General features: G+C 72.5%; 18 protein-coding genes. 7 read left to right on the forward strand and 11 right to left on the reverse strand.

What is annotated here, in order from left to right:
* Positions 1–214: 214 nt before the first annotated feature.
* On the reverse strand, positions 215–1,807 hold the full coding sequence (locus tag ACWD12_RS20365; RefSeq protein WP_450100668.1) for an LCP family protein: 1,593 nt from the start codon (positions 1,805–1,807) through the stop codon (positions 215–217).
* An 83-nt stretch (positions 1,808–1,890) separates the two neighbouring features.
* Positions 1,891–2,646 carry a TIGR03089 family protein gene (locus ACWD12_RS20370; RefSeq protein WP_450100669.1) on the reverse strand — a complete coding sequence of 252 codons (756 nt, stop codon included), beginning with the start codon at positions 2,644–2,646 and terminating at the stop codon, positions 1,891–1,893.
* A gap of 178 nt (positions 2,647–2,824) precedes the next feature.
* On the opposite strand from ACWD12_RS20370, the gene ACWD12_RS20375 reads away from it, so the two are divergent.
* On the forward strand, positions 2,825–4,024 hold the full coding sequence (locus ACWD12_RS20375; protein ID WP_450100670.1) for an N-acetylmuramoyl-L-alanine amidase: 1,200 nt from the start codon (positions 2,825–2,827) through the stop codon (positions 4,022–4,024).
* A gap of 32 nt (positions 4,025–4,056) precedes the next feature.
* Here the strand turns inward: ACWD12_RS20375 and ACWD12_RS20380 are convergent, their stop codons facing one another.
* Positions 4,057–5,196 (reverse strand): glycosyltransferase family 4 protein, encoded by a 1,140-nt coding sequence (locus ACWD12_RS20380; RefSeq protein WP_450100671.1) that lies wholly within the window; start codon positions 5,194–5,196, stop codon positions 4,057–4,059.
* Between the two features lie 213 nt (positions 5,197–5,409).
* On the opposite strand from ACWD12_RS20380, the gene ACWD12_RS20385 reads away from it, so the two are divergent.
* Complete coding sequence (locus tag ACWD12_RS20385; RefSeq protein WP_450100672.1) at positions 5,410–6,327, forward strand: DNA-3-methyladenine glycosylase family protein; 918 nt, start codon at positions 5,410–5,412, stop codon at positions 6,325–6,327.
* A 94-nt stretch (positions 6,328–6,421) separates the two neighbouring features.
* On the opposite strand, the gene ACWD12_RS20390 is transcribed toward ACWD12_RS20385, so the two are convergent.
* The 4 genes from ACWD12_RS20390 to cofD form a co-directional block, all read right to left on the reverse strand.
* The gene (locus ACWD12_RS20390; protein ID WP_450100704.1) at positions 6,422–6,832 is read right to left on the reverse strand and encodes an RloB family protein; all 411 of its coding nucleotides are present in this window, start codon (positions 6,830–6,832) and stop codon (positions 6,422–6,424) included.
* Positions 6,833–6,910: 78 nt separating this feature from the next.
* Positions 6,911–8,275 carry an AAA family ATPase gene (locus ACWD12_RS20395; RefSeq protein ID WP_450100673.1) on the reverse strand — a complete coding sequence of 455 codons (1,365 nt, stop codon included), beginning with the start codon at positions 8,273–8,275 and terminating at the stop codon, positions 6,911–6,913.
* Positions 8,276–8,435: 160 nt separating this feature from the next.
* Entirely contained in the window at positions 8,436–9,767 is a 1,332-nt protein-coding gene (locus tag ACWD12_RS20400) for a coenzyme F420-0:L-glutamate ligase (protein ID WP_450100674.1), read from the reverse strand.
* Complete coding sequence (gene cofD, locus ACWD12_RS20405; RefSeq protein WP_450100675.1) at positions 9,764–10,765, reverse strand: 2-phospho-L-lactate transferase; 1,002 nt, start codon at positions 10,763–10,765, stop codon at positions 9,764–9,766. Before cofD ends, ACWD12_RS20400 begins: the two co-directional genes overlap by 4 nt.
* 174 nt (positions 10,766–10,939) lie before the next feature.
* Between cofD and ACWD12_RS20410 the strand changes: the two genes are divergently transcribed.
* Complete coding sequence (locus tag ACWD12_RS20410; protein ID WP_450100676.1) at positions 10,940–11,974, forward strand: NAD-dependent epimerase/dehydratase family protein; 1,035 nt, start codon at positions 10,940–10,942, stop codon at positions 11,972–11,974.
* Positions 11,975–12,034: 60 nt separating this feature from the next.
* Here ACWD12_RS20410 and ACWD12_RS20415 read toward each other — a convergent pair whose 3' ends face one another.
* Positions 12,035–13,165 carry a sensor histidine kinase gene (locus ACWD12_RS20415; protein WP_450100677.1) on the reverse strand — a complete coding sequence of 377 codons (1,131 nt, stop codon included), beginning with the start codon at positions 13,163–13,165 and terminating at the stop codon, positions 12,035–12,037.
* Positions 13,166–13,171: 6 nt separating this feature from the next.
* Positions 13,172–14,044, reverse strand: coding sequence for a response regulator (locus tag ACWD12_RS20420; RefSeq protein WP_450100678.1), 873 nt, complete (start codon positions 14,042–14,044; stop codon positions 13,172–13,174).
* Positions 14,045–14,256: 212 nt separating this feature from the next.
* Here ACWD12_RS20420 and ACWD12_RS20425 point away from each other — a divergent pair, with 212 nt between their 5' ends.
* From ACWD12_RS20425 to ACWD12_RS20435, 3 genes are read left to right on the forward strand one after another with little or no spacing between them, the layout of a single operon-like run.
* Positions 14,257–14,937 (forward strand): glycosyltransferase family 2 protein, encoded by a 681-nt coding sequence (locus ACWD12_RS20425; protein ID WP_358353242.1) that lies wholly within the window; start codon positions 14,257–14,259, stop codon positions 14,935–14,937.
* Positions 14,930–15,601: a TIGR04282 family arsenosugar biosynthesis glycosyltransferase gene (locus tag ACWD12_RS20430; RefSeq protein ID WP_450100679.1), complete on the forward strand. Its 672-nt coding sequence runs from the start codon at positions 14,930–14,932 to the stop codon at positions 15,599–15,601. Before ACWD12_RS20425 ends, ACWD12_RS20430 begins: the two co-directional genes overlap by 8 nt.
* Before the next feature lie 38 nt (positions 15,602–15,639).
* Positions 15,640–16,374: an SAM-dependent methyltransferase gene (locus ACWD12_RS20435; RefSeq protein ID WP_450100680.1), complete on the forward strand. Its 735-nt coding sequence runs from the start codon at positions 15,640–15,642 to the stop codon at positions 16,372–16,374.
* A gap of 47 nt (positions 16,375–16,421) precedes the next feature.
* On the opposite strand, the gene ACWD12_RS20440 is transcribed toward ACWD12_RS20435, so the two are convergent.
* Entirely contained in the window at positions 16,422–16,946 is a 525-nt protein-coding gene (locus ACWD12_RS20440; RefSeq protein WP_450100681.1) for a hypothetical protein, read from the reverse strand.
* Positions 16,943–18,151 (reverse strand): molybdopterin-dependent oxidoreductase, encoded by a 1,209-nt coding sequence (locus ACWD12_RS20445; protein WP_450100682.1) that lies wholly within the window; start codon positions 18,149–18,151, stop codon positions 16,943–16,945. Before ACWD12_RS20445 ends, ACWD12_RS20440 begins: the two co-directional genes overlap by 4 nt.
* A 281-nt stretch (positions 18,152–18,432) precedes the next feature.
* On the opposite strand from ACWD12_RS20445, the gene ACWD12_RS20450 reads away from it, so the two are divergent.
* Positions 18,433–19,761: a glycosyltransferase 87 family protein gene (locus ACWD12_RS20450; protein WP_450100683.1), complete on the forward strand. Its 1,329-nt coding sequence runs from the start codon at positions 18,433–18,435 to the stop codon at positions 19,759–19,761.
* Positions 19,762–19,766 lie beyond the last annotated feature (5 nt).

A 19,766-nucleotide genomic window follows, 5' to 3' on the forward strand; every position in this document is an offset into this window, starting at 1 on the left:
GCGTCCGGTTGTACGCAGCGGCGAACTCCCGGTGGCCGGTGTCCAGATAGACGTACCGGCTGACAGGTGAGTTGCATCTCGCACGACTCATGTGAGCCAAGTCACATCACGATGCTGTGACGCGGAGTGCTGAAACCGTACGCCGAGACGTCGGCACGATACGTTGCCTCGTTCGGCAGCGGCGCCGAGGGGGTTGCGGTGCCCCGGTCCGCGGTCAGGTCGCCTTGCAGATGTCCTGGTCGCCGTCCCGCGTCGCGACCTTCAGGGGCGGCGGCGCGGAAGACGCCGGGGCGGCCGTCGGCGTGCCTCCCGGTGGCAACACCGCCTTGAACGACGAGCCGATCGTCAGCACGACCGCGTCCGTCGCGGAGTCGCGCGGCTCGAGGACGGCGCCGGGGACCGCGCCCGCGAGCGTACGGGCGTGGTCGGCGAGTTCGGGGGCGTGTTCGATCGTGGTCTCGGCCGTCGACTTCGTCGCGTTGCCGGTGGAGTCGACGATGAAGCCGCGCTTGGCGAGCGCGTCGCTCACCTCGCGCGCGGCGCCCGGGCGACCACTGCCGTTCAACACCTTCACGTGCACCTGCGAGGCCGGGACCGCGGGCGGCGGCGCGGCAGCCGGCGGCGGGGGAGCCGCCCCGGGCTTGCCCGGCGCCGCGGCGGGGGCCGGGGGCGCGCCGGAACCGCCGCCGGGCTTGCGGCCGTTGAGGGGCTCGTCGGTGTTGACGGCCTGGAAGAGGCGGCGGGCGTCCGGCTGGATGAGTTCGAGGCGGTTCTTGTCGGTCGGGGAGTCGTAGACCGGGACCGTCACGAACGTCATGTCCGAGGTCTTGATGCCCTGCACGCTCCGCGCGAGGTCGACGAGCGCCTTGACCGAGTCGAGTCCCTCGTCCGCCCGGATCGACTTGGTCAGCGCGTCGGCGAGGTTGAACACCCGGGCCGGGTTGAGCAGCACCTTGCTGCTGGTGATCTGCTTCGCGAGCGATGCGATGAACGCCTGCTGGCGCTTGATGCGGCCGAGGTCGCTGCCGTTGCCGCCGATCGCCTCGTCGTGCCGAAGGCGTACGAAGTCCAGCGCCTCCTTGCCGCCGACCGTGCGCTTTCCGGCGGCCAGCGAGATCTTGCCGGTCTTGTCCTGCACCTCCTGCGGGAGGCAGATCTCCACGCCGCCGACCGCGTCCACCATGCCCTTGAAGCCGGAGAAGTCGACGATGATGTGGTGGTCGATGCGCAGGCCGGTCATGCGTTCGAGCGTGTTGCGCGTGCACGCCGCACCGCCCAACTCGTAGGCGGAGTTGAACATCTGGCGGTCGCGTTCCTCGGACTTGGTGCCGTCGCGCAGCACGCACGGAGGCACCGTCACGAGGATGTCGCGGGGGATGCTCATGACGACCGCGCGCTTGCGGTCCGAGGACAGGTGCAGCAGCAGCGTGGTGTCCGAGCGCTCGCCCTCGTCCCTGCCGCCGCCGAGCGACTTGTTGGCCCCCGCACGCGAGTCGGAGCCGATGATCACCAGGTTCATCGGCTTGCCCTTGCCGTTGCCGCCCACTTCGGGGCGGTCGGCGCTCAGCTTGCCCTCGACCGAGTCGGTCTTGATGTTGCCGTTGAGCGTGCGGTAGGCGACGTACGCCCCCGCGACGCCGGTCAGCAGCAGGAGCGAGCCGACGACCACCAGCGGGATGACGATCTTGCGTCGGCGGTTGCGCTTGCGGCGGGCTCGGCGCTGGGCCGCGCGCCCTCCCGCGTCGGAACCGCCTTTCGTGCCGCCGTCCTCGGTTGCGTTGCCGGACGGAGTGCGCTTGTCGGCCATGCCCCGTCGTCACCTCCCCGCACGCGGTTGCCCCGGGGCAGGCGATCGCGTCGGTGTGACCGCGGCGCGTGGCCGGCCGGGGTTCAGCCTTCGGAGTCAGTGATCGTACGGGTGACTCGCTCGGTCGAAATCCGTCGTTCCAGGGCGGATTCGTCCAATCGTTCGATGTTCCGGCACAAAACCACAGGTACGGACGCCGCGAGCGGTGCAAGCAGGCCCGCGCGCAGTCCACTCTCACGAGTGAACGGAAGCGTCGACAGGAGGCGGTCGCCGGACCCCAGGCCCCAGTCCTTCGCCGCCTCCACGCCGATCGCGGCGAGCTCGGCGGCGGAGTGCACGCGGCCCCCCAGATCGAGGGCGGGAGCGTCCGCGGCCGGCGGGACGTACGGGACGAACCGGTCGCCGTGCCCGGCCACTTCCGCCGCGTAGTCGAGGAATCCCTCGGGCGCCTCCGCGAACCGCGCCCCCATCGGACGCAGCGCGAGCGCGACCCGCTCCCCGGCGCACTCCCGGGCGTCGTCGAGGGTGTCCGGCCCCGAGACGACCAGGTCGGCGTCGGCGGGCGCCCCGCCGGGCGCCACGACCAGCCCGACCGACCAGCACGCCGCCAGCCACACCTGCGTCTGCCAGTGCGTCGGCAGCAGCAGCGCGACGCGTTGCCCCGGCTCGGCCGCGAGGTCGTCCTGCAGCAGGTTCGCGGTCTTGGCCACCCAGTTGTCGAACGTGGCCACGGACAGTTCGACGCGCTCGCCGGTCGCGTCGTCGTAGAACGTCGTGAACGGGCGGGTGGCGTCCGTGGCGAGGGCGACGCGCAGAAGGCTGACGGGTGTCTCGGGCATGGGGGCCACTGTAAAGGGCTGTCGCCGGCGGACCGTTCGCCGCGGTCGCGCCCGGGGCTGCGCCATCCGGGTGGGCTTCGGCGGAAGAGCACTACACAGGGGCGACGGAGGAACCAGAAGACAGTTGTGAACCACGTATGAGGCAAGTGCCGCCCGCAAGTTCCCGAAGAGGTCGTCCGTGACACCCCTGTACGCCCGCAAATCCGTGAGTCCGCCCCTGAAGGTTGCCGCGCTGCTGACGGCCGCCGTCCTGACGCCGGTTCTGTCCGTGCCGGCCCACGCGGTCGGCGAGGACGGCGTACCGGGGGCGGTGAAGGCGCCGGTGGCGGTGTCCGGGGCGACGTACACCGTCGCGCTGCCCGGAGTTCCGGGGGCCGCGGTACGGACCCCCGGGCCGGGGCGGCCCGCCGTGCTGACGTCCGCCCGGCCGACGCCCGCCTTCTCGCTGGTCGGCGTCTCCTGGGACGACCCGGCGGCGCGGCCCGACATGACGGTGACCGTACGGACCAAGACCGCGGCCGGGACGTGGACTCCGTGGCAGGCCCTGCACACCGGTGACGCGATGGGCCAGCACGGCGACGCCCCCGAGCCGACCGCGGCGCGCGGCGCCACCGAGCCGCTGTGGGTGGGGCGTTCGGACGCCGTGCAGGCCCGCGTGGAGGTCCGGTCCGGCGGCCTCCCGGCCGGCCTGCGGCTGGAACTGGTCGACCCGGGCACGTCGCCCGCCGACGCCCGCATCGCGGCCCGGGCCACCGGCTCCGCCGCGGCCGGGCGGGGCGCCGGGCGCCCGGCGATCGTCGGCCGCGCCGAGTGGGGCGCCGACGAGCAGTTGCGCGACCTCGACCTCAAGTACACGGACACCGTGAAGGTGATGTTCGTGCACCACACCGCGGACAGCAACGCGCTCACGTGTGCCGAGTCGCCGTCCGTGCTGCGCTCGATCTACCGCTACCACGTGAAGACGAACGGCTGGGCCGACCTCGGCTACAACTTCCTCGTCGACCGCTGCGGGACCGTGTTCGAGGGCCGCGCGGGCGGCGTCGACAAGCCGGTCCTGGGCGCGCACACGCTCGGCTTCAACACCAACACTTCGTCGGTCGCGGCCATGGGCACCTACACCGACACCGCCCCTCCGGCGGAAATGCTCGACTCCATGTCGCGCGTCATCGCGTGGAAGCTGGGCCTGCACGGCACCGACCCGCTCGGCAAGGCGCAGCTGACGTCGGGCGACGGCGGGAGCCGGTTCCCGGCCGGGACCAACGTACGGTTCAACGTGATCTCCGGGCACCGCGACGCGTTCAACACCGAGTGCCCGGGAGAGAAGTTGTACGAGGCCCTCCCGCAGCTGCGCCGCGACACCGAACGCCGCACGCACTGACGCCGGACCCGCGGGGCCTGGGGCCATGCGGTCTAGGACCCCTTGCCCACCATCAACTCCAGCCGCTCCACCAGCGGTTCCACGACCGACTGGGGCGTGAAGCGCTCGCGCGCGAGTTCGACCGCCGCGCCGCGCAGGCGGGCCACCTCGGCCGGATGGCCTGCCAGCCGGCGCAAGGTGTCCGCCAGCGCGTCCGGGTTGCCCGCCGGCACGAAGCGGGCCGCGCCGCCGAGGAGCCGGTGCTGCGGCGCGGTGTCCGACGTGACGACCGCACACCCGGCCGCCGCCCCCTGGAACACCTTGTTGGGGACGACGCGCAGCGCCTTGGCGCCCGTCCCGAACACTCCCAGGCACACATCGTGGCGGGCCACGAGCCGGGGGAGTTCGGAGCCGGGCACCCAGGCGTGCCAGCGCACCCGCGGGTCCTGCCCCACCAGGTCACGGGTGCGCTGGAGTTGGAGGCCGCGGCCGACCATGGTGACCGCGAGGGGGTAGCCGTCGAGCTGGCGCAGCGCGGCACCGATGACGGGTGCGCCCTGCACGGGGGAGTAGAGGCCGTACGCGACGATCCGCAACGGGTGCTCGGTGCTTGCCGGTTCGGGGGCCGGCTCCAGGTCCGCGCCGACGTCCCGGCCCGCGTCGAACCAGTGCGGCGCGGCACCGATCGGCACCACGACGGCCCGCTGCCGGTCCGCCGGGGCCAGCATGCGGCGGTGCTCCTCGGTGTCGACGAGCACCAGGTCCGCGGCCCGGATCGCGGACGCCTCGATCCGCATCGCAAAGCGCAGGCCCGCCCGCGGCGCGCGTCCGGTGCGGTCCGCGACGTCGTCGACGCTCTCCAAGTGGTCGAGCACCAGCGGCACATGCGGGAACAGGCGCCGCGCGATCTGGATGTCGACCCGCCCCCGGTATCCGCACAGCACCGCGTCCGGCTTGGGCAACCTCCGTGCCCTGGCCGCCAGTTGGCCGAGTTTGGCGGCGTGCCGCACCCGGGCCTTCGTACGGCTGCCGCCCTGCCGGTTGCGCGGCGGTCTCGCGGAGCTCAGGTCCTCCTGGTCGAGCGCCGCGTTGCACACGACGACGTCGACCCCCTGGCGCTGCAACCCCTCGACGAGGATCCCGACCCGGGGGTGCACGGTCGTGTCGTACGTGCCGAACACCATGACCCGCATATGCCGATTGTGCGCAGCGTGACGGCCCGAAAACCAGATGTAGGGGCGCTTCTCGTTCGACGGGGTGGTAGCGGGAGGTTCCGGCCGGACGTGTGGCGCGCCGGTGTTACCGTGACGCCCTGATCAGCCGGGGACGGTCCCGGTCGGGCCGGACGCCGCGTCCGCCGGCCACCGCCGTCCGCCGGACATACCGACTCGGGAGGCTGCGCGCGGATGGAACGCACGCGCACTTGGCGGCCCCCGTACGACCTCGACCTGCGTCTGACACTGGGTCAGTTGCAGCGCGGGCACAGCGACCCCACGTACCGGGTGGCCCCCGACGGCGCGGTGTGGCGCAGCGCGCGTACGCCGGCCGGACCGTGCTCTCTGCGCATCACCGCGTCACGCACCACCGGCGAGGTCACCGGCCAGGCCTGGGGCCCCGGCGCCGAGTGGCAGCTCGACCGCTTCCCGGACCTCCTGGGCGCCGACGACGACCCCGCCGCCTTCCCGTCCCACCACCACCCGCTCCTCCACGACGCGTTCCGCCTGCGCCGCGGGATGCGCATGCCGCGCACCGGACTGGTCCTCGCCGCGCTCATCCCCTCCATCCTGGAGCAGAAGGTCACCACCATCGAGGCGCGCAAGGCGTTCCGCCTGCTGGTCCACTGGTACGGCGAACCGGCCCCCGGCCCGGCGCCCGCCGACCTGCGCGTCATCCCCGACGCCGCCACGTGGGCCCGCATCCCCACTTGGGACTGGCACCGCGCGGGGGTCGACCACAAGCGCTCCCGCACGATCATGGCCGCCGTCCGCGTCGCCCCCGCACTCGAACGCACCGCGCCGCTGCCCAACCCGGAGGCCTCCCGCCTCCTCAAGCTCGTCCCCGGCATCGGCGTCTGGACCACCGCCGAGACCATGCAGCGCTCGCACGGCGACGCCGACGCCGTCTCGGTGGGCGACCTCCACCTCTGCAAGCAGGTCACCTACGCCCTCACCGGCACCCCCGGCGACGATGCCCGCATGCTCGAACTCCTGGCCCCCTACCAAGGCCACCGCCACCGCGCCGCCCTGCTCATCCGCATGTCCCCCGGCGCCAAGGTCCCCCGAAAAGCCCCCCGCTTCGCCCCCCGCAACTACACCCGAATCTGACCCGCGACCCACCCCGCCAACTGCCGCCGAAGCCGTGCCCGGCCATCGGCGCGGCGCGCCGATTCGGGGGACGGTCAACCTTCACGTGGTCCGGTCACGTGATCGTGCTCGGCGGCTGCGCGCGTAGGTGGGACTTGGCGCCGTCGGTGAGGCGGTTGACGAGTTGCCAGACGTTGGTTGTGGGGTTCTTCGTGTACTCAAGCCCTGAAGGGTCGAGGCGATGGGCTCGGATTCGTGCGTCGGCGAGTCCTGCGGCGTAGTCCGCGAACCGGATCCTGGTCTTGTCGTAGTGCGGGATGTGGCGCTTCAGATACGGCTCCAGTTCGCCGTACGAGCCGCAGTGGGCCTTGTGGTCTGCCACGTGCAGCAGCAACCAGACTTCGAAGCAGGGGTTGGAGATCGCGAGTCGGATGCCCGCGTCCTTGGCGCTGGTTCGCGCAACCTGGAGATCCTGAAGTCGCGGAGGCCCTTGAGGTATGCGGGTTCGGTAACCGCCGCCCCGCAGACGACCAGCAGCCGGTCGCTGGGCTCCCGAACGCCGCTATGTCGCCTGATATCGGATTCGTACCCCGGTCGGCGATCGCTACCTGACGGCTTCTTCTGGCGTGCCATCGCCGCATCCCCCTCGTACGGCCACGGCTGCCTCGAAGCGTTCGTCGGAGACGAACGGGACGGCGCCGTAGCTCCCACCCAGATAACGGCGTTCGCGATTCTCGTCCTTGCGCGGTCGGAAGTCGGACAGCGGGAACAACGTGGTGGCCCCGGCTTCGTCCTTCTCGACGAACCACACCTGGTCTCGCTCCAACACGTCCTCGCCGCCAAGTTTGCCCAGCAGCGTGGCGTCGTGTGTGGTCAACAGGAGTTGCGCGCCGCAGGGGTTCGTCGACTGCGAGCGGAACAACTTGTCGATGTGTGCCGTGATGAGCGGGTGAAGGCTTGCGTCGATCTCGTCGACGACCATGACGCCGCCGCTGTCCAGGACACTCAGTAACGGCCCGGCGTAGCGGAAGAGAGCCTGGGTTCCTGCCGACTGCACGGCGAGCGGGAGTTTGACCTCCCCGGCGCGGGACTTCTGGATGAAGTGGACGCGATCGCGTTGTCGGGCGCGCGTGTGCAGCAGCTGCGCATCGCGGACTGCCTTGCGCAGGTTGTGGATTGCCTCGGACTCCGCGTCGCTCGCGACGGCGCGCCGCAGTTCCTGCTCGGTCTGCGCGAGTAATCTTTCCGCGTGTGCGGACTCTTCCGAGCGTTCCAGCACCACGCCCTCGATGCCCAGATCTGCTTCCCGCAGCAGCGAGACGACGCGGTCATGGGTGTCGCCTTCGGCCAGTCGGCGCATCGTCGTGAGTGCGCTCACGTGGGTCATGAAACGCAGTTGCGTGGTGAACCAGTTGAACACCGGTAGGACCGCGTCCTGACGTGACCTCGCCGCCACCGACAGAAGGAGTACGTTCGGCGCCGTGATGTCCTCGATCAGCGAGAACAGTTCGCGTTCCCGGGCGCCGACGTCGCTGCCGAGCTTGATCCCGTCGTTCGTGCGTTGGAAGACGACGCGCTTGCGGCCCAACGGGTACGAGAAAAGCCATTCCTCGCGGACGCCGTGGCCGTCGACGCTGAACCCATACGTGTAGCGGACGCCGCCCAGGCCGAGGTCCACCACGTACCAGGACGGTTCCGCGATCCCCGTCGGATCGAGGACGAAGGGCGTGCGCTCTACGCCGCCGCCGGGGACGGCCGCGTCGTGCGAGCCGCGAACCATGCGGGCCATCCAGCGGAGCGCGTCCACCAGGTTCGACTTGCCCGCGGCGTTGGGCCCGAAGACGGCGGCGACGGGTACACAGCGCAGCTCGGTGCCGTCGGACACGCCCGCGTCGTACACGGGCGTCAACGCCAGTTGCTGTTCCGCGTGAATGGAGAGGTGGTTGGCGACGCGGAAGCTGAGCAGCACCCCGATCCCCTCTGGCGTTCTCAGTGCCTCGTGCGCTTGTGAAATGCGAAATCCGACTCCTGATTGCTCCGAGCCAAGGATCTCATCGCCTACGAGGATGAGCTATAGGAACGCGGAAGCCGATCGAGTTCCGCGTTGTTCACTCGTTCGGCCCAGTCGGTCAGCGGGTGGTGATGACTTCGTCGGGGGTTCTTGGCGGGCGGGGGCGGGGGGGTTCGGCGGGGTGGCCTACGGCGATGGCGCCCATGGGGTCCCAGGTGGGGGGCAGGTCCAGGGCCTCGCGGACGGTGTCGCGGCAGAACATCGTGGAGGAGACCCACGCGGAACCGAGGCCCTCGGTGGTGAGCGCGACCAGGAAGTTCTGCACCGCGGCGCCGGCGGAGACGACGAACATCTCGCGTTCGGCGGCGGTGCGGACGGGGTCCGGGTAGGTGTGTGCGCCGTCGGTGACGAGGCAGGGGACGGCGATGTAGGGGGCGTTGCGCAGGAGGTCGCCGCGGGCGACGCGGCGGGTGATCGCGTCCTCGGCGAGGCCGTCGGCGCGCAGGTCGCGGAGCCAGGCGTCGCGCATCGCGCCCAGCAACTGCGTGCGCGACTCCCGGGATTCGAGCAGGACGAAGCGCCACGGGACGGTGTGGTGCGGGGCCGGTGCGGTGATCGCGGCGGCGACCGCGCGGCGTACGGCGGCGGGGTCGATCGGCTCGGCGGTGAAGGCGCGGGTCGTACGGCGGGCGGTGACGGCGTTGCGCGCGCCCTCCCGCATCGCGTCGTCGGTGCCCAGGCGGAACATGTCGTCGGCCGAGCTGCGCACGACCGTGCGGATGCCCTCGCCGTCCGCGTCGGTGACCAGATGCGGCAGACCGCGCACGACCGCCACCGGGACCGCGCCCGCCTTGCCCTTGACCAGCTCGGCGGCGGAGGCCAGTTCGTCCACGACGGCGGTGACGGTGACGGCCAGTTCGTTGCCGTGCGTGTCGGTACGCCCCCGGTGGTCGTCGAGCGCGTCCAGGCCCGCGACGCCGATCGCGACGTCGGTGAGCCCGGTACGCCACGGGCGGCCGAAGGTGTCGCTCACCACGATGCCGAGGCGGCGAGAGGTGCGTGCGGCGAGGCCGGCACGCAGCGTGCGCGCCGACGCGTCCGAGTCCTCGGGGAGCAGGAGCAGCGTGCCCGGCTCGGTGTTCGAGGCGTCGACCCCTGCCGCGGCCATTACGAAGCCGTGCCGGGTCTCCACGATGCGGGTGTTGCCGCGCTTCGCGACCACGCGTACGGCCTCGGAGTCGATCACCTTGTCGCGGTCGACGCCGCGCAGCAGCCGGCCCTCGGCCTTGCTGACGATCTTGGAGGTGACCACGAGGATGTCGCCGTCCAGCAGGCCGGGCCCGTCGGCGGCCGTCGCGGCGGCGGCGATCAGCGCGGCGAGGTCGTCGCCCTCGCGCACCTCGGGGATGCCCGGTACGCCGAGGACCTCGTATCCGCGCGGCGGGGTCATACGCCGCCCTCCGCCCGCACCTCGGCCGCCATGTCGAGGGCCGCGCGCGCCATGGCGGCGGTCGCCTCCACGTCGGTCATCATGAGCGGGATCGCGCGGCACGGGATCCCGGCCTCCTCGACCGCGGCGACCGAGTCCGCGTCGGTGGAGTCGACGAGCCAGCCGTCCAGCAGCCCGGGGCCGTAGTGCTTGGCCACCGCGACGGCCGACGTCTCGACGCCGACCGCCTCGAGGACCTTGTCGGCCATGCCGCGCACCGGCGCGCCGCCCACGATCGGCGACAGCCCGACGACGGGCGCCTCGGCCTCGACCAGCGCGTCCCTGATGCCCGGTACGCCGAGGATCGTGCCGATGCTGACCACCGGGTTCGACGGCGGGAACAGGATCACGTCCGCCTCGGCGATCGCCGCCAGCACACCCGGGGCCGGCTTGGCCTCCTCGATGCCGACCGGGACGATCGCGTACGCGGTCGGCGCGGCACGCAGCTTGACCCAGTACTCCTGGAAGTGGATCGCCTTGCGGGTGCCGGGACGGTCGCCCGCGACAGCGTCACCGAGCTCGGCGGTGTCCACCACGACGTGGGTCTCGACGCGGTCGTCCGACATCGGGATCAGGCGTACGCCCGGCTTCCAGCGCGCGCACAGCGCCTCGGTCACCGCGCTCAGCGGGTAGCCGGCGCCCATCATCTGGGTCCGCACGATGTGGGTCGCGTAGTCGCGGTCGCCGAGCCCGAACCATGTCGGCTCGACGCCATACGCGGCCATCTCCTCGCGGATGCTCCACGTCTCGTCGCGGCGACCCCAGCCCTGCTCGTCGTTGATGCCCTCGCCGAGGGTGTACATCACCGTGTCGAGGTCCGGGCACACTTTAAGTCCGAACAGGTGGATGTCGTCGCCGGTGTTGCCGACGACAGTGATGTCCGCCTGGGGTTCCGCTGCCTTGAGGCCCCGCAGGAACCGTGCTCCGCCGATCCCGCCGGCCAGTACCACGATGCGCATGCGGACCAGTCTCGCAGGCTCGGCGGCTACCGGAAGCCGCCGGGGCGGGTGAAGACGCGACACGTGTGGACGTGCGTTCGAGATGTGTCCGCCGACGAGCCGATCTCTTACGAAAGCCTGACGCCCCGCCATGTCGCCTCCGGGGCCCGGCCCCCGCGGCCTAGCGTCGTCGGCATGAGGATCCTCGTCACCGGCGGCGCCGGCTTCATCGGGTCGCACGTCGTGGACGCCCTGCTCGCGGCGGGCCACGACGTACGCGTGCTCGACGCGCTGCTGCCCGCCGTCCACCGGGCGCCGCCGCAGGTCTCCGCCGACGTCGAGTTCCACGAAGGGGACGTATGCGACGCCGCCGCGGTCGCCGCCGCATTGCGCGGCGTCGACGCGGTCAGTCACCAGGCCGCGATGGTCGGCCTCGGCCTGGACCTGGACGACGCACCGGCGTACGTCGGCTGCAACGACCTCGGCACGGCCGTGCTGCTCGCCGAGATGGCCCGCGCGGACGTCGGCCGCCTGGTGCTCGCGGGGTCGATGGTGGTCTACGGCGAGGGCCGCTACACCTGCGGGGAACACGGCCTCGTCGTACCGGGCCCGCGCCCGGAGGCCGATCTGTCCGCGGGGCGCTACGAACCGCGCTGCCCCGGTTGTGCGGGTGATCTGACCCCGGGGCAGATCGCCGAGGAGGCCGCGCCCGACCCGCGCAACGTGTACGCGGCGACCAAGCTCGCACAGGAACACCTGGCCGCCGCATGGGCCCGCACGGTCGGCGGCACCGCGACGTCGCTGCGCTACCACAACGTGTACGGGCCGAGGATGCCGCGCGACACCCCGTACTCCGGCGTGGCCTCGGTCTTCCGCTCCGCACTGGAAGCGGGCGTCGCACCGCGCGTGTACGAAGACGGCGGACAGCGCCGGGACTTCATCCACGTCGCGGACGTCGCCGCCGCGAACGTCGCGGCCCTGGGGCGCGCGGCCGTCGGCATGCGCGCCTACAACGTCGGGACGGGCCGCCCCCGGACCGTCGGGCAGATGGCCGGCGCCCTGGCCGCCGCGCGAGGCGGCCCCGAACCGGTCGTGACCGGGCAGTTCCGGCTCGGCGACGTCCGGCACATCACCGCGTCCCCGGCCCGCATCGAACGAGAACTCGGGTGGCGCGCGCACGTGGACTTCGAGGCAGGCATGACGGAGTTCGCCAACGCCGGCCTGCGGTGAGGGCGGGAACGGCACTGCATGGGAACGGCACCGCAGGAGCGGCACCGCACGGGAGCGGCACTACACAGGAAGCCGGACCTCGAACCGGCAGCCCCCGCTGATGTTGACGACGCCGACCGAACCCTTGTGCGCCTCCACGATGCCCCGCACGATCGCGAGCCCGAGGCCGGCGCCTCCGTCCGGTCCCGGAGTTCGCGCGTGCGAACCGCGCCACCCGGTGTCGAACACCCGCGGCAGATCGTCCTCCGGGATGCCACCGCACGCGTCCGTCACGGTCAGCAGCACGCCGTCCGGCCCGGTGCGCACCCCGACCGCCACGGTCCCGTCGGACGGCGTATGCCGGATCGCGTTGACCAGCAGGTTCGTCAGTGCCCTGGACATCTCGCGGCTGTCCACGTGAACCGGGACGGGTTCGATCACCTCGCCGCGCAGCCGTACCGCCCGGGATCGCGCCAACACCTCGGTGCCCGCCATCGCGTCGCCGACCAGGTCGTACAACGACACACGTGACAACGACAGTTGCAGAGCGCCCGCCTGGATCCGCGACAACTCGAACAGATCGTCGACCATGCCGCTCAGCCGGTCGACCTCGATCCGCATGCGCCGGTGGTAGCGCGCCGGATCGGCTGCGACGCCGTCCTCCAGCGATTCGGCCATCGCCCGCAGCCCGGCGAGCGGCGTACGCAGGTCGTGCGAGATCCACGCGATCAGCTCGCGCCGCGACTGCTCCACCGCCCGCTCGCGGGCCCGCGCCTCGGTGAGGCGGGCGCTCGTACGCTCCAACTCACGGCTCAAATCGGCGAGTTCCGCTATCGACGACGGCCGCGGCGGGTGATACGCCGGGGCGGTGTCGGACGACGCCGACCCGAGGCCGTGTGCGGCCTGCTGCAACGCGCGTACGTCCGCCACGACCGGCCTGCCGAGCACCGCCGCCACCGCGACCGCGAGCACGGCGGACACGCCGCACACCACCATCATCACCGTCAGGTCGTGCGACGACAGGAACATCGCCTGCGCGACCCCGACCGTGCCGGCCGCCATCGCGGCGACGGTCACAACCGAGACGGCGCCGAGCGCCACCGACAGCGGACGGTGCCGTGTCAGACGCAGCAAGGCCATGCCGCACAGCGTCACGGCCAGACCGCACGCGCCCGCGATCAGGCAGATGAGCAGGAAATCCTTGAGCGGCATGCGGCGTCACGGCCTGGTGGACGGGTGCGGAGATGCGCCCGAAGCCGGGTCCGCAGTTGCGCCGGGAGAGTGGGCCGGCAGCGCCGAGTCCGCGGGCCCTGCCGAGTCCGCCGGCCTTGGCGGCTCAGCCGGATCAGCAGCGCCTGCCGCGTCAGCCATGCCTACCGGGTCGGCCGAGCGCACCGAGTCCGCCGCTTCCGCCGCGTCCAGCCGGTACCCCACGCCCCACACCGTCACCAGCGTACGCGGCGCCGCCGGGTCGTCCTCGATCTTCTCGCGCAACCGCCGCACGTGCACCGTCACAGTCGAGCGGTCCCCGAACGACCACCCCCACACCTCGTGCATCAGCTCCTCGCGCGAGAACACCCGGCCGGGATGCTGGAGCAGGAAGCACAGTAGATCGAACTCACGTGCGGTCAAGGACAGTTCCCGGCCCGCCCGGGTAGCGCGGTGGGCGGCCACGTCGATTTCGATGTCGCCGTGCCGCAGCAGGTCGGTCGCGGTCGACGGAGCCGCCCCGACCCTCCGAAGCACCGACCGCACCCGCAACACCAGTTCGCGCGGGCTGAAGGGTTTGGTCACGTAGTCGTCCGCGCCGATCTCCAGGCCGAGCACGCGGTCGCTCTCCTCGCCCAGCGCGGTCAGCATGACGACGGGCACAGGTGCGCGCCGCCGCAACCTGCGGCAGACCTCCAAGCCGTCCATGCCGGGCAGCATCAGATCGAGCACCACAAGGTCCGGCAGTGACTCTTCGGCCATCGCCAGCGCCGTCGGCCCGTCCGGCGCATGTGCGGTGATGAAGCCCGCCCGGCGCAGGTAGTCGACGACGACCTCGGCCACGGTCGGGTCGTCGTCCACCACAAGAACGGTGCTTGTCATACGGCGGAGTCTACGGACGGCGCGCGCCGCGCCGCGGGCGTCGCCGATGGGCCGTTCGGATTCCGTAAGACCTCGCCGGGACGTGTTCGACCGGCCTTCGGCGGGGGTGTTCGAACACCGCGAGGGACCGGCGCGCGCCGCGGCCCGACGTACGAATTTCGTAAGCACGCCGCGCCCGGGAATCCCGGTCCGCGCTGCCTAGCGTGAATGCCATGGACGTTGCCCCCACCCCGCCCGCCGCCCGCGTCGATGTCGTCCTGCCGTGCCTCGACGAGGCCGGGGCCCTCCCGTGGGTCCTGGAACGCATGCCGTCCGGCTATCGGCCGATCGTCGTCGACAACGGCTCGGCGGACGGTTCCGCCGACCTCGCCCGCGCACTGGGCGCCCACGTCGTCGAGGAGCCGGTACGCGGCTTCGGCGCGGCCTGCCACGCGGGCCTGCTCGCCGCCACCGCGCCCGTCGTGTGCTTCTGCGACTGCGACGCGTCCCTCGACCCGGGTGAACTCCCGTACGTCGCCGACCCGGTGCTGACCGGCGACGCCGACCTTGTGCTGGGCCGCCGCCGCGCCGCGACCTGGCGGGCCTGGCCACCGCACGCCCGCATCGCCAACCGCGTCCTTGCCCGGAAGCTCCGTGCCCGCACCGGGGCCCGCCTGCACGACCTCGGCCCGATGCGCGCCGCGCGCCGTGCCGACCTGCTCGGCCTGGGGCTCGCCGACCGCAGGTCCGGCTACCCGCTGGAAATGGTGGTGCGCGCCGCCTCGGCCTCGTGGCGGATCCGCGAGACCGATGTGCGGTATCTGCCCAGGACCGGGCGGTCCAAGGTGACCGGAACCGTACGCGGCACGATCACCGCGGTCCGCGACATGAGCGCGGTGCTGGCCCATGTCTGACCTGCCGCCCACACTCCTCGTCATCGCGAAATCGCCCAGCCCCGGACGGGTGAAGACCCGCCTCACCCCGCCGCTCACCCCCGAACAGGCCGCCGACATCGCCGAGGCCGCCCTCGCCGACACGCTCGACGCGGTACGTCTCGCCCCCGCCCGCCGCCGGGTCCTCGTCCTGGACGGCCGCCCGCGCGCCTGGTTCCCGCCCGACGTCGAGGTCGTCCCGCAATGCGGCGGAGGGCTCGACGAGCGGCTGGCCGCCGCCTTCGCCGCCTGCACCGGGCCGACGCTGCTAATCGGCATGGACACCCCGCAGGTCACCGCCGACCTGCTGACGGTCGACTGGACGCTCGCCGACGCGTGGTTCGGCGCCGCGTCCGACGGCGGCTTCTGGGCGCTCGGCCTGCGCGACCCCGTCCCCGCGCTGCTGCTCGGCGTGCCGATGTCCGTCCCGCACACCGGGCGCGTGCAGTACGAGCGCCTTGTCGCGGCCGGCCTGACCGTCCGCAACCTGCCCGTCCTCAACGACATCGACACCGCGGACGACCTCGCCGACGTGGCGCGGAGTGCTCCGCACACCCGGACCGCGCGTCTGGCGTTCGCGTACGACGCCCTGGCCGCGCGGACGACGAGAGCCGACATCCCGGCCCGCGCGGGCGGCCCCGGGTGAGGGCCGCCGCGGTCGGGAACGCCGCTTTCGAGACCGCCGTGTCAGGGCCGGCCGCGTCCGGTGCCGCCGCGTCCGGGCCATCCGCGTCCGGGCCGCCGGCGATCGGGCCATCCGCGACCGGGCCATCCGCGACCGGCAGTTCCGCGCTGGAGCCGTACGAGCACGCCCTCCGGACCGGCGGCCCTGTCTACCTCCGCCGCGCCGACGGCCGCCGCCACGCCCTCGACATCGCCCGATGGACGGCCGAACCCGACGCGGCCGACCGCAGCATGCTCGTGCGCTGCTGGGGGCCGACGCTCGACATCGGATGCGGGCCCGGCCGACTGGTCGCCGCACTCGTCCGCCGGGGAACTCCCGCACTCGGCATCGACCTCGCGCCCGCCGCCGTGCACCTGACCGTCGCGTCCGGCGGCGCCGCGCTGCGCCGCTCGGTATTCGATCCGCTGCCCGGCGAACGCCGGTGGGGGACAGCCCTGCTCGCCGACGGCAACATCGGCATCGGCGGCGACCCCGCGGCACTGCTCACTCGGACCGCCGCCCTGCTGCGGGACCGAGGCTGCCTGATCGTCGAGACGGAAGCCGAAGAGCCGTACGCGCACGAGCGGTTCGCGGCATGCGTCGAGGACGCCCGCGGCCGGACGGGCGCGCCCTTCCGATGGGCCCGCCTGGGCGTACGGGCTCTTGAGGGGCTGGCCCCGGCCTGCGGCTTCGCGGTGCGCGAGACATGGACGGTCGGCGACCGGCAGTTCGCCGCGCTCGTCGGAGCGCCCTGACCGGGCCGAGTTGTCCGGTGTACCGGCCCGATCGACCTGACACACACTCAGCGTGCCCGCTCCGCAAGCCATTTGCGGACGCCGATCACCATCCCCGTGACCGCCAGGACGGCACCCCAGATCAACGCCAGGTTCCGCCCGTAGTCCAGCGGCAGGACCGACGGATTCGGCGGCGGCCACGGCCGTACCAGCGCGGGCAGCGCGATCAGCGTGGCCGCCGCCCCGACCGCCAGGCCGCCGAGCAGCGTACGCCGCACCCATGGCGCCGGCCCGCGACCTGGAAGCATGCGCATCACCAGCCATCCGGTCCCGAACACGAGGCCCGCGAAGACGATGTCGTGCAGCAGCAAGCCGCCGACCAGCCAGCGCAGGACCGCCCACTTGTCTACGTACGCGGGCTGGTCGAGCAATCCGGCGATGCCGTAGCCGATGCCGGCGAGTCCGACGGCTCCGAGCAGCAGACGGAACACGCGTACCGTCCCCGACACTTCGTGCTTTTCGGACCCGTACGTCGCCAGGCCCTCGTGCGCTGCGTTCGCCGCCCCGTCTTCGTGCGCCTCGCCCCCGCTCACGTCAGCACCTCCATCCGCGTGACCCACTTCGTCTGCAGCACACCTGGTCGGTTCGGCGCGATGATCCGCGCCGGGTACCCGTGGTCCTCCGCGAGCGGCTCCCCGTTGATGCCGAGCGCGAGCAACGTCAGCGGGTCGCGGGTGTATTCGCGCCGCATCTCCATGACCGAGTACGGGCTGAACTGCTCCAACGAGAACACCCGGAGCGTCGCATCCGCGGGTGCGCCGACGCGGTCCATCAGGTCCCGGATCCGAACCCCCGTCCACCGGGCGGACGCACTCCAGCCCTCCACGCACGCGATGGGCAGCCACACCGAGTGCTGCGGCATCGCCAGCAACTCAGCGCGCGACACGGACACTTCGAGCGGTCCCGTGATCGTGAGCCGCCACTCCGGATCACGAATGGGTTGCAGAACGCCCGCCTGCGCGGCGGTCCGGTTGACGGGCAGCCGCTGCGGTCCGACCCCGGGGCGGCGCGGTGCCAACGGGGAAGCCTTCGCCAGCGGGGACACCGTCTGGCCGATCGTCGCGAGCGTCACCACACCGACCGACGCTCCGAGGGCGACCAGCAGGCCGCGCCGTGAGGGGGTGGCGTCGTCCACGGGCCGTGGATCCGCCTCGGGGCCGCGGCTCCAGTGCTCGGTGATCACCGGGAGCTGTACGCCGATGTGCAGGATCAGCGCGCCCGTCAGCACCCAGCCGATCCAGTAGTGCACCGGTACGAACGGGAACGCCCACGGATACCACTGCACGATGTTGATCAGCCCGGTGGCCAGTTCGAACACCGCCGTGGCGACCAGGACGGCGATGGACAGCCGTTCCAGGGCGTGGCGCAGTGAGCGGGCCGGAGGCCACACGTACAGCCTCGGATAGACCACCCACAGCTTGGCCAACAGCAGTGGAACCGCCGCGATCCCGGCCGCCACGTGCACCCCCTGGGTCACCCGGTAGCCCCAGACCGGACGGCTGGGCAGCGCGAGCCAGCCCGGTTGATGCTGCATCAGGTGGCTGAGCACACCGGTCAGGAAGCACACGATCAAGGCGGTCCCCAACAGGCGTCCGACCACCACCGCCGTGCGCGGATCGTGCAGCGCGGTGCGGAACGCACCCGCGCGCAGCGGGCCTTTGCGCAGGACCTCGGGCGGCGCCGGGAGCGGGATGTCGTGGGGCAGGCGGCGGGCGCCGGGAACGCGGGTGCTCCTCATGCCTGCACTCAATCCCCGAAGACGCCTCCATGTACCGCCCGTGGTGCTTACGGAGTGCTGACGTCCGGACGCGGCGGACCTGTTCCGGGCTTCCGGGATGCCATCGTCGAGGCATGCCCGCAGGCAAGACCCCTTCCCCTTCCCCTTCCCCTTCCCGGGGCACGCCGGCCCGTCCGTCCGCGACGCCGCCCACAACGGGTACAACGGCTACAACGGCACCCACAACGGCACCCACAACGCCGCCCGCGACGCCGTCCCGGCGCGCCGCGGTCGCCTGGACCGTGTCCGCCGCGGCGGTGGCCACCGCCCTCGGCGGCGCCCTCGCCTACGCCGTCCACGGCCCGTACGCGCGCCCCGACACCACCGCCATCCACGCCGTCTACGCCGTCGCCTGGGCGCTGTTCGCCCTCGCCGCCTGGCTGGTCGTACGCCGCGTGCCGTGCCGCGCCGCCGTCCCGCTGATCCTGTTCGGGGCGGTCGCCTTCCAGGCGGTGGCCATGACCGCGGTGCCGCAGACGAGTGACGACGCGTACCGCTACGCCTGGGACGGGCGGGTGCAGGCGGCCGGGATCTCGCCGTACCGGCACAGCCCGCAGGACCCGGCTCTCGAACACCTGCGCGACGACTGGCTGTTCCCGCCCGGCGACTGCGTCGGCTGGTTCCGGCACCCACTGCCGGACGGCGCCTGCACGCTGATGAACCGCCCGTCCGTGCACACGATCTACCCGCCCGTCGCGCAGTTCTGGTACCGCGGCGTGCACGCCGTGACCCCCGACGGCGGGCGCGAGCCCGTGCAGGCCGCGGCGGCACTCGTGGCGCTGGCGGTGACCGTGGCGCTGCTGCTCGTGCTGCGGCGCTTCGGCCGCGATCCCCGACACGCGGTGCTGTGGGCGTGGTGCCCGATGGTCGTCCTCGAATCCGGCAACAACGGCCACGTCGACGGTCTCGGCGTCCTGTTCATGGTCCTCGGCCTCGCGGCGGTCGCGGCCCGCCGACCGGTCCTCGGCGGCGTGCTGACCGGGGCGGCCGTCGCGGTGAAGATGTTCCCGGCGGCGTCCCTGATCGGGAGCACCCGGCGCAGGCCGCTGCTGACCGGGGGAGTCGCGGTGCTCACGGTTGCCGTGTCCTATGTGCCGTATCTGCTGATGTCCGGCTCCGCCGTGGTCGGGTACCTGCCCGGCTACCTGCGGGAGGAGCGCTACGACGACGGCGCCCGCTTCGGGCTGCTCGGCCTCGTGCTGCCCGAGGGCGCGACCCCGTACGCCGCCGTGGCCGCGCTGCTCGCCGCCGCCGTGGTGATCGGCCGCCGCGCCGACCCGGACCGCCCGTGGGGCGCGGCGCTCACGATGACGGGGACCCTGCTGCTGGTGCTCACCCCGAACTACCCGTGGTACGCCCTGCTCCTGGTCGCCCTCGTGGTGCTCGACGGCCGTGCCGAGTGGATGGCCGTGGGGCTGGCCGGATACGCGGTCTACTTCACGTGGTTCCTGGGGGTGCCGGCCGAGCGGATCCGGCTCGTCCACCAATCGGCCTATGCGGCCGCGTTCCTGGTGGTGGCCGGTGCGGGGGGGGGGGGGGCGGGACCCCCCCCCCCCCGCCCCTCGGGATAGAACAC

This window comes from Streptodolium elevatio (assembly GCF_053592165.1).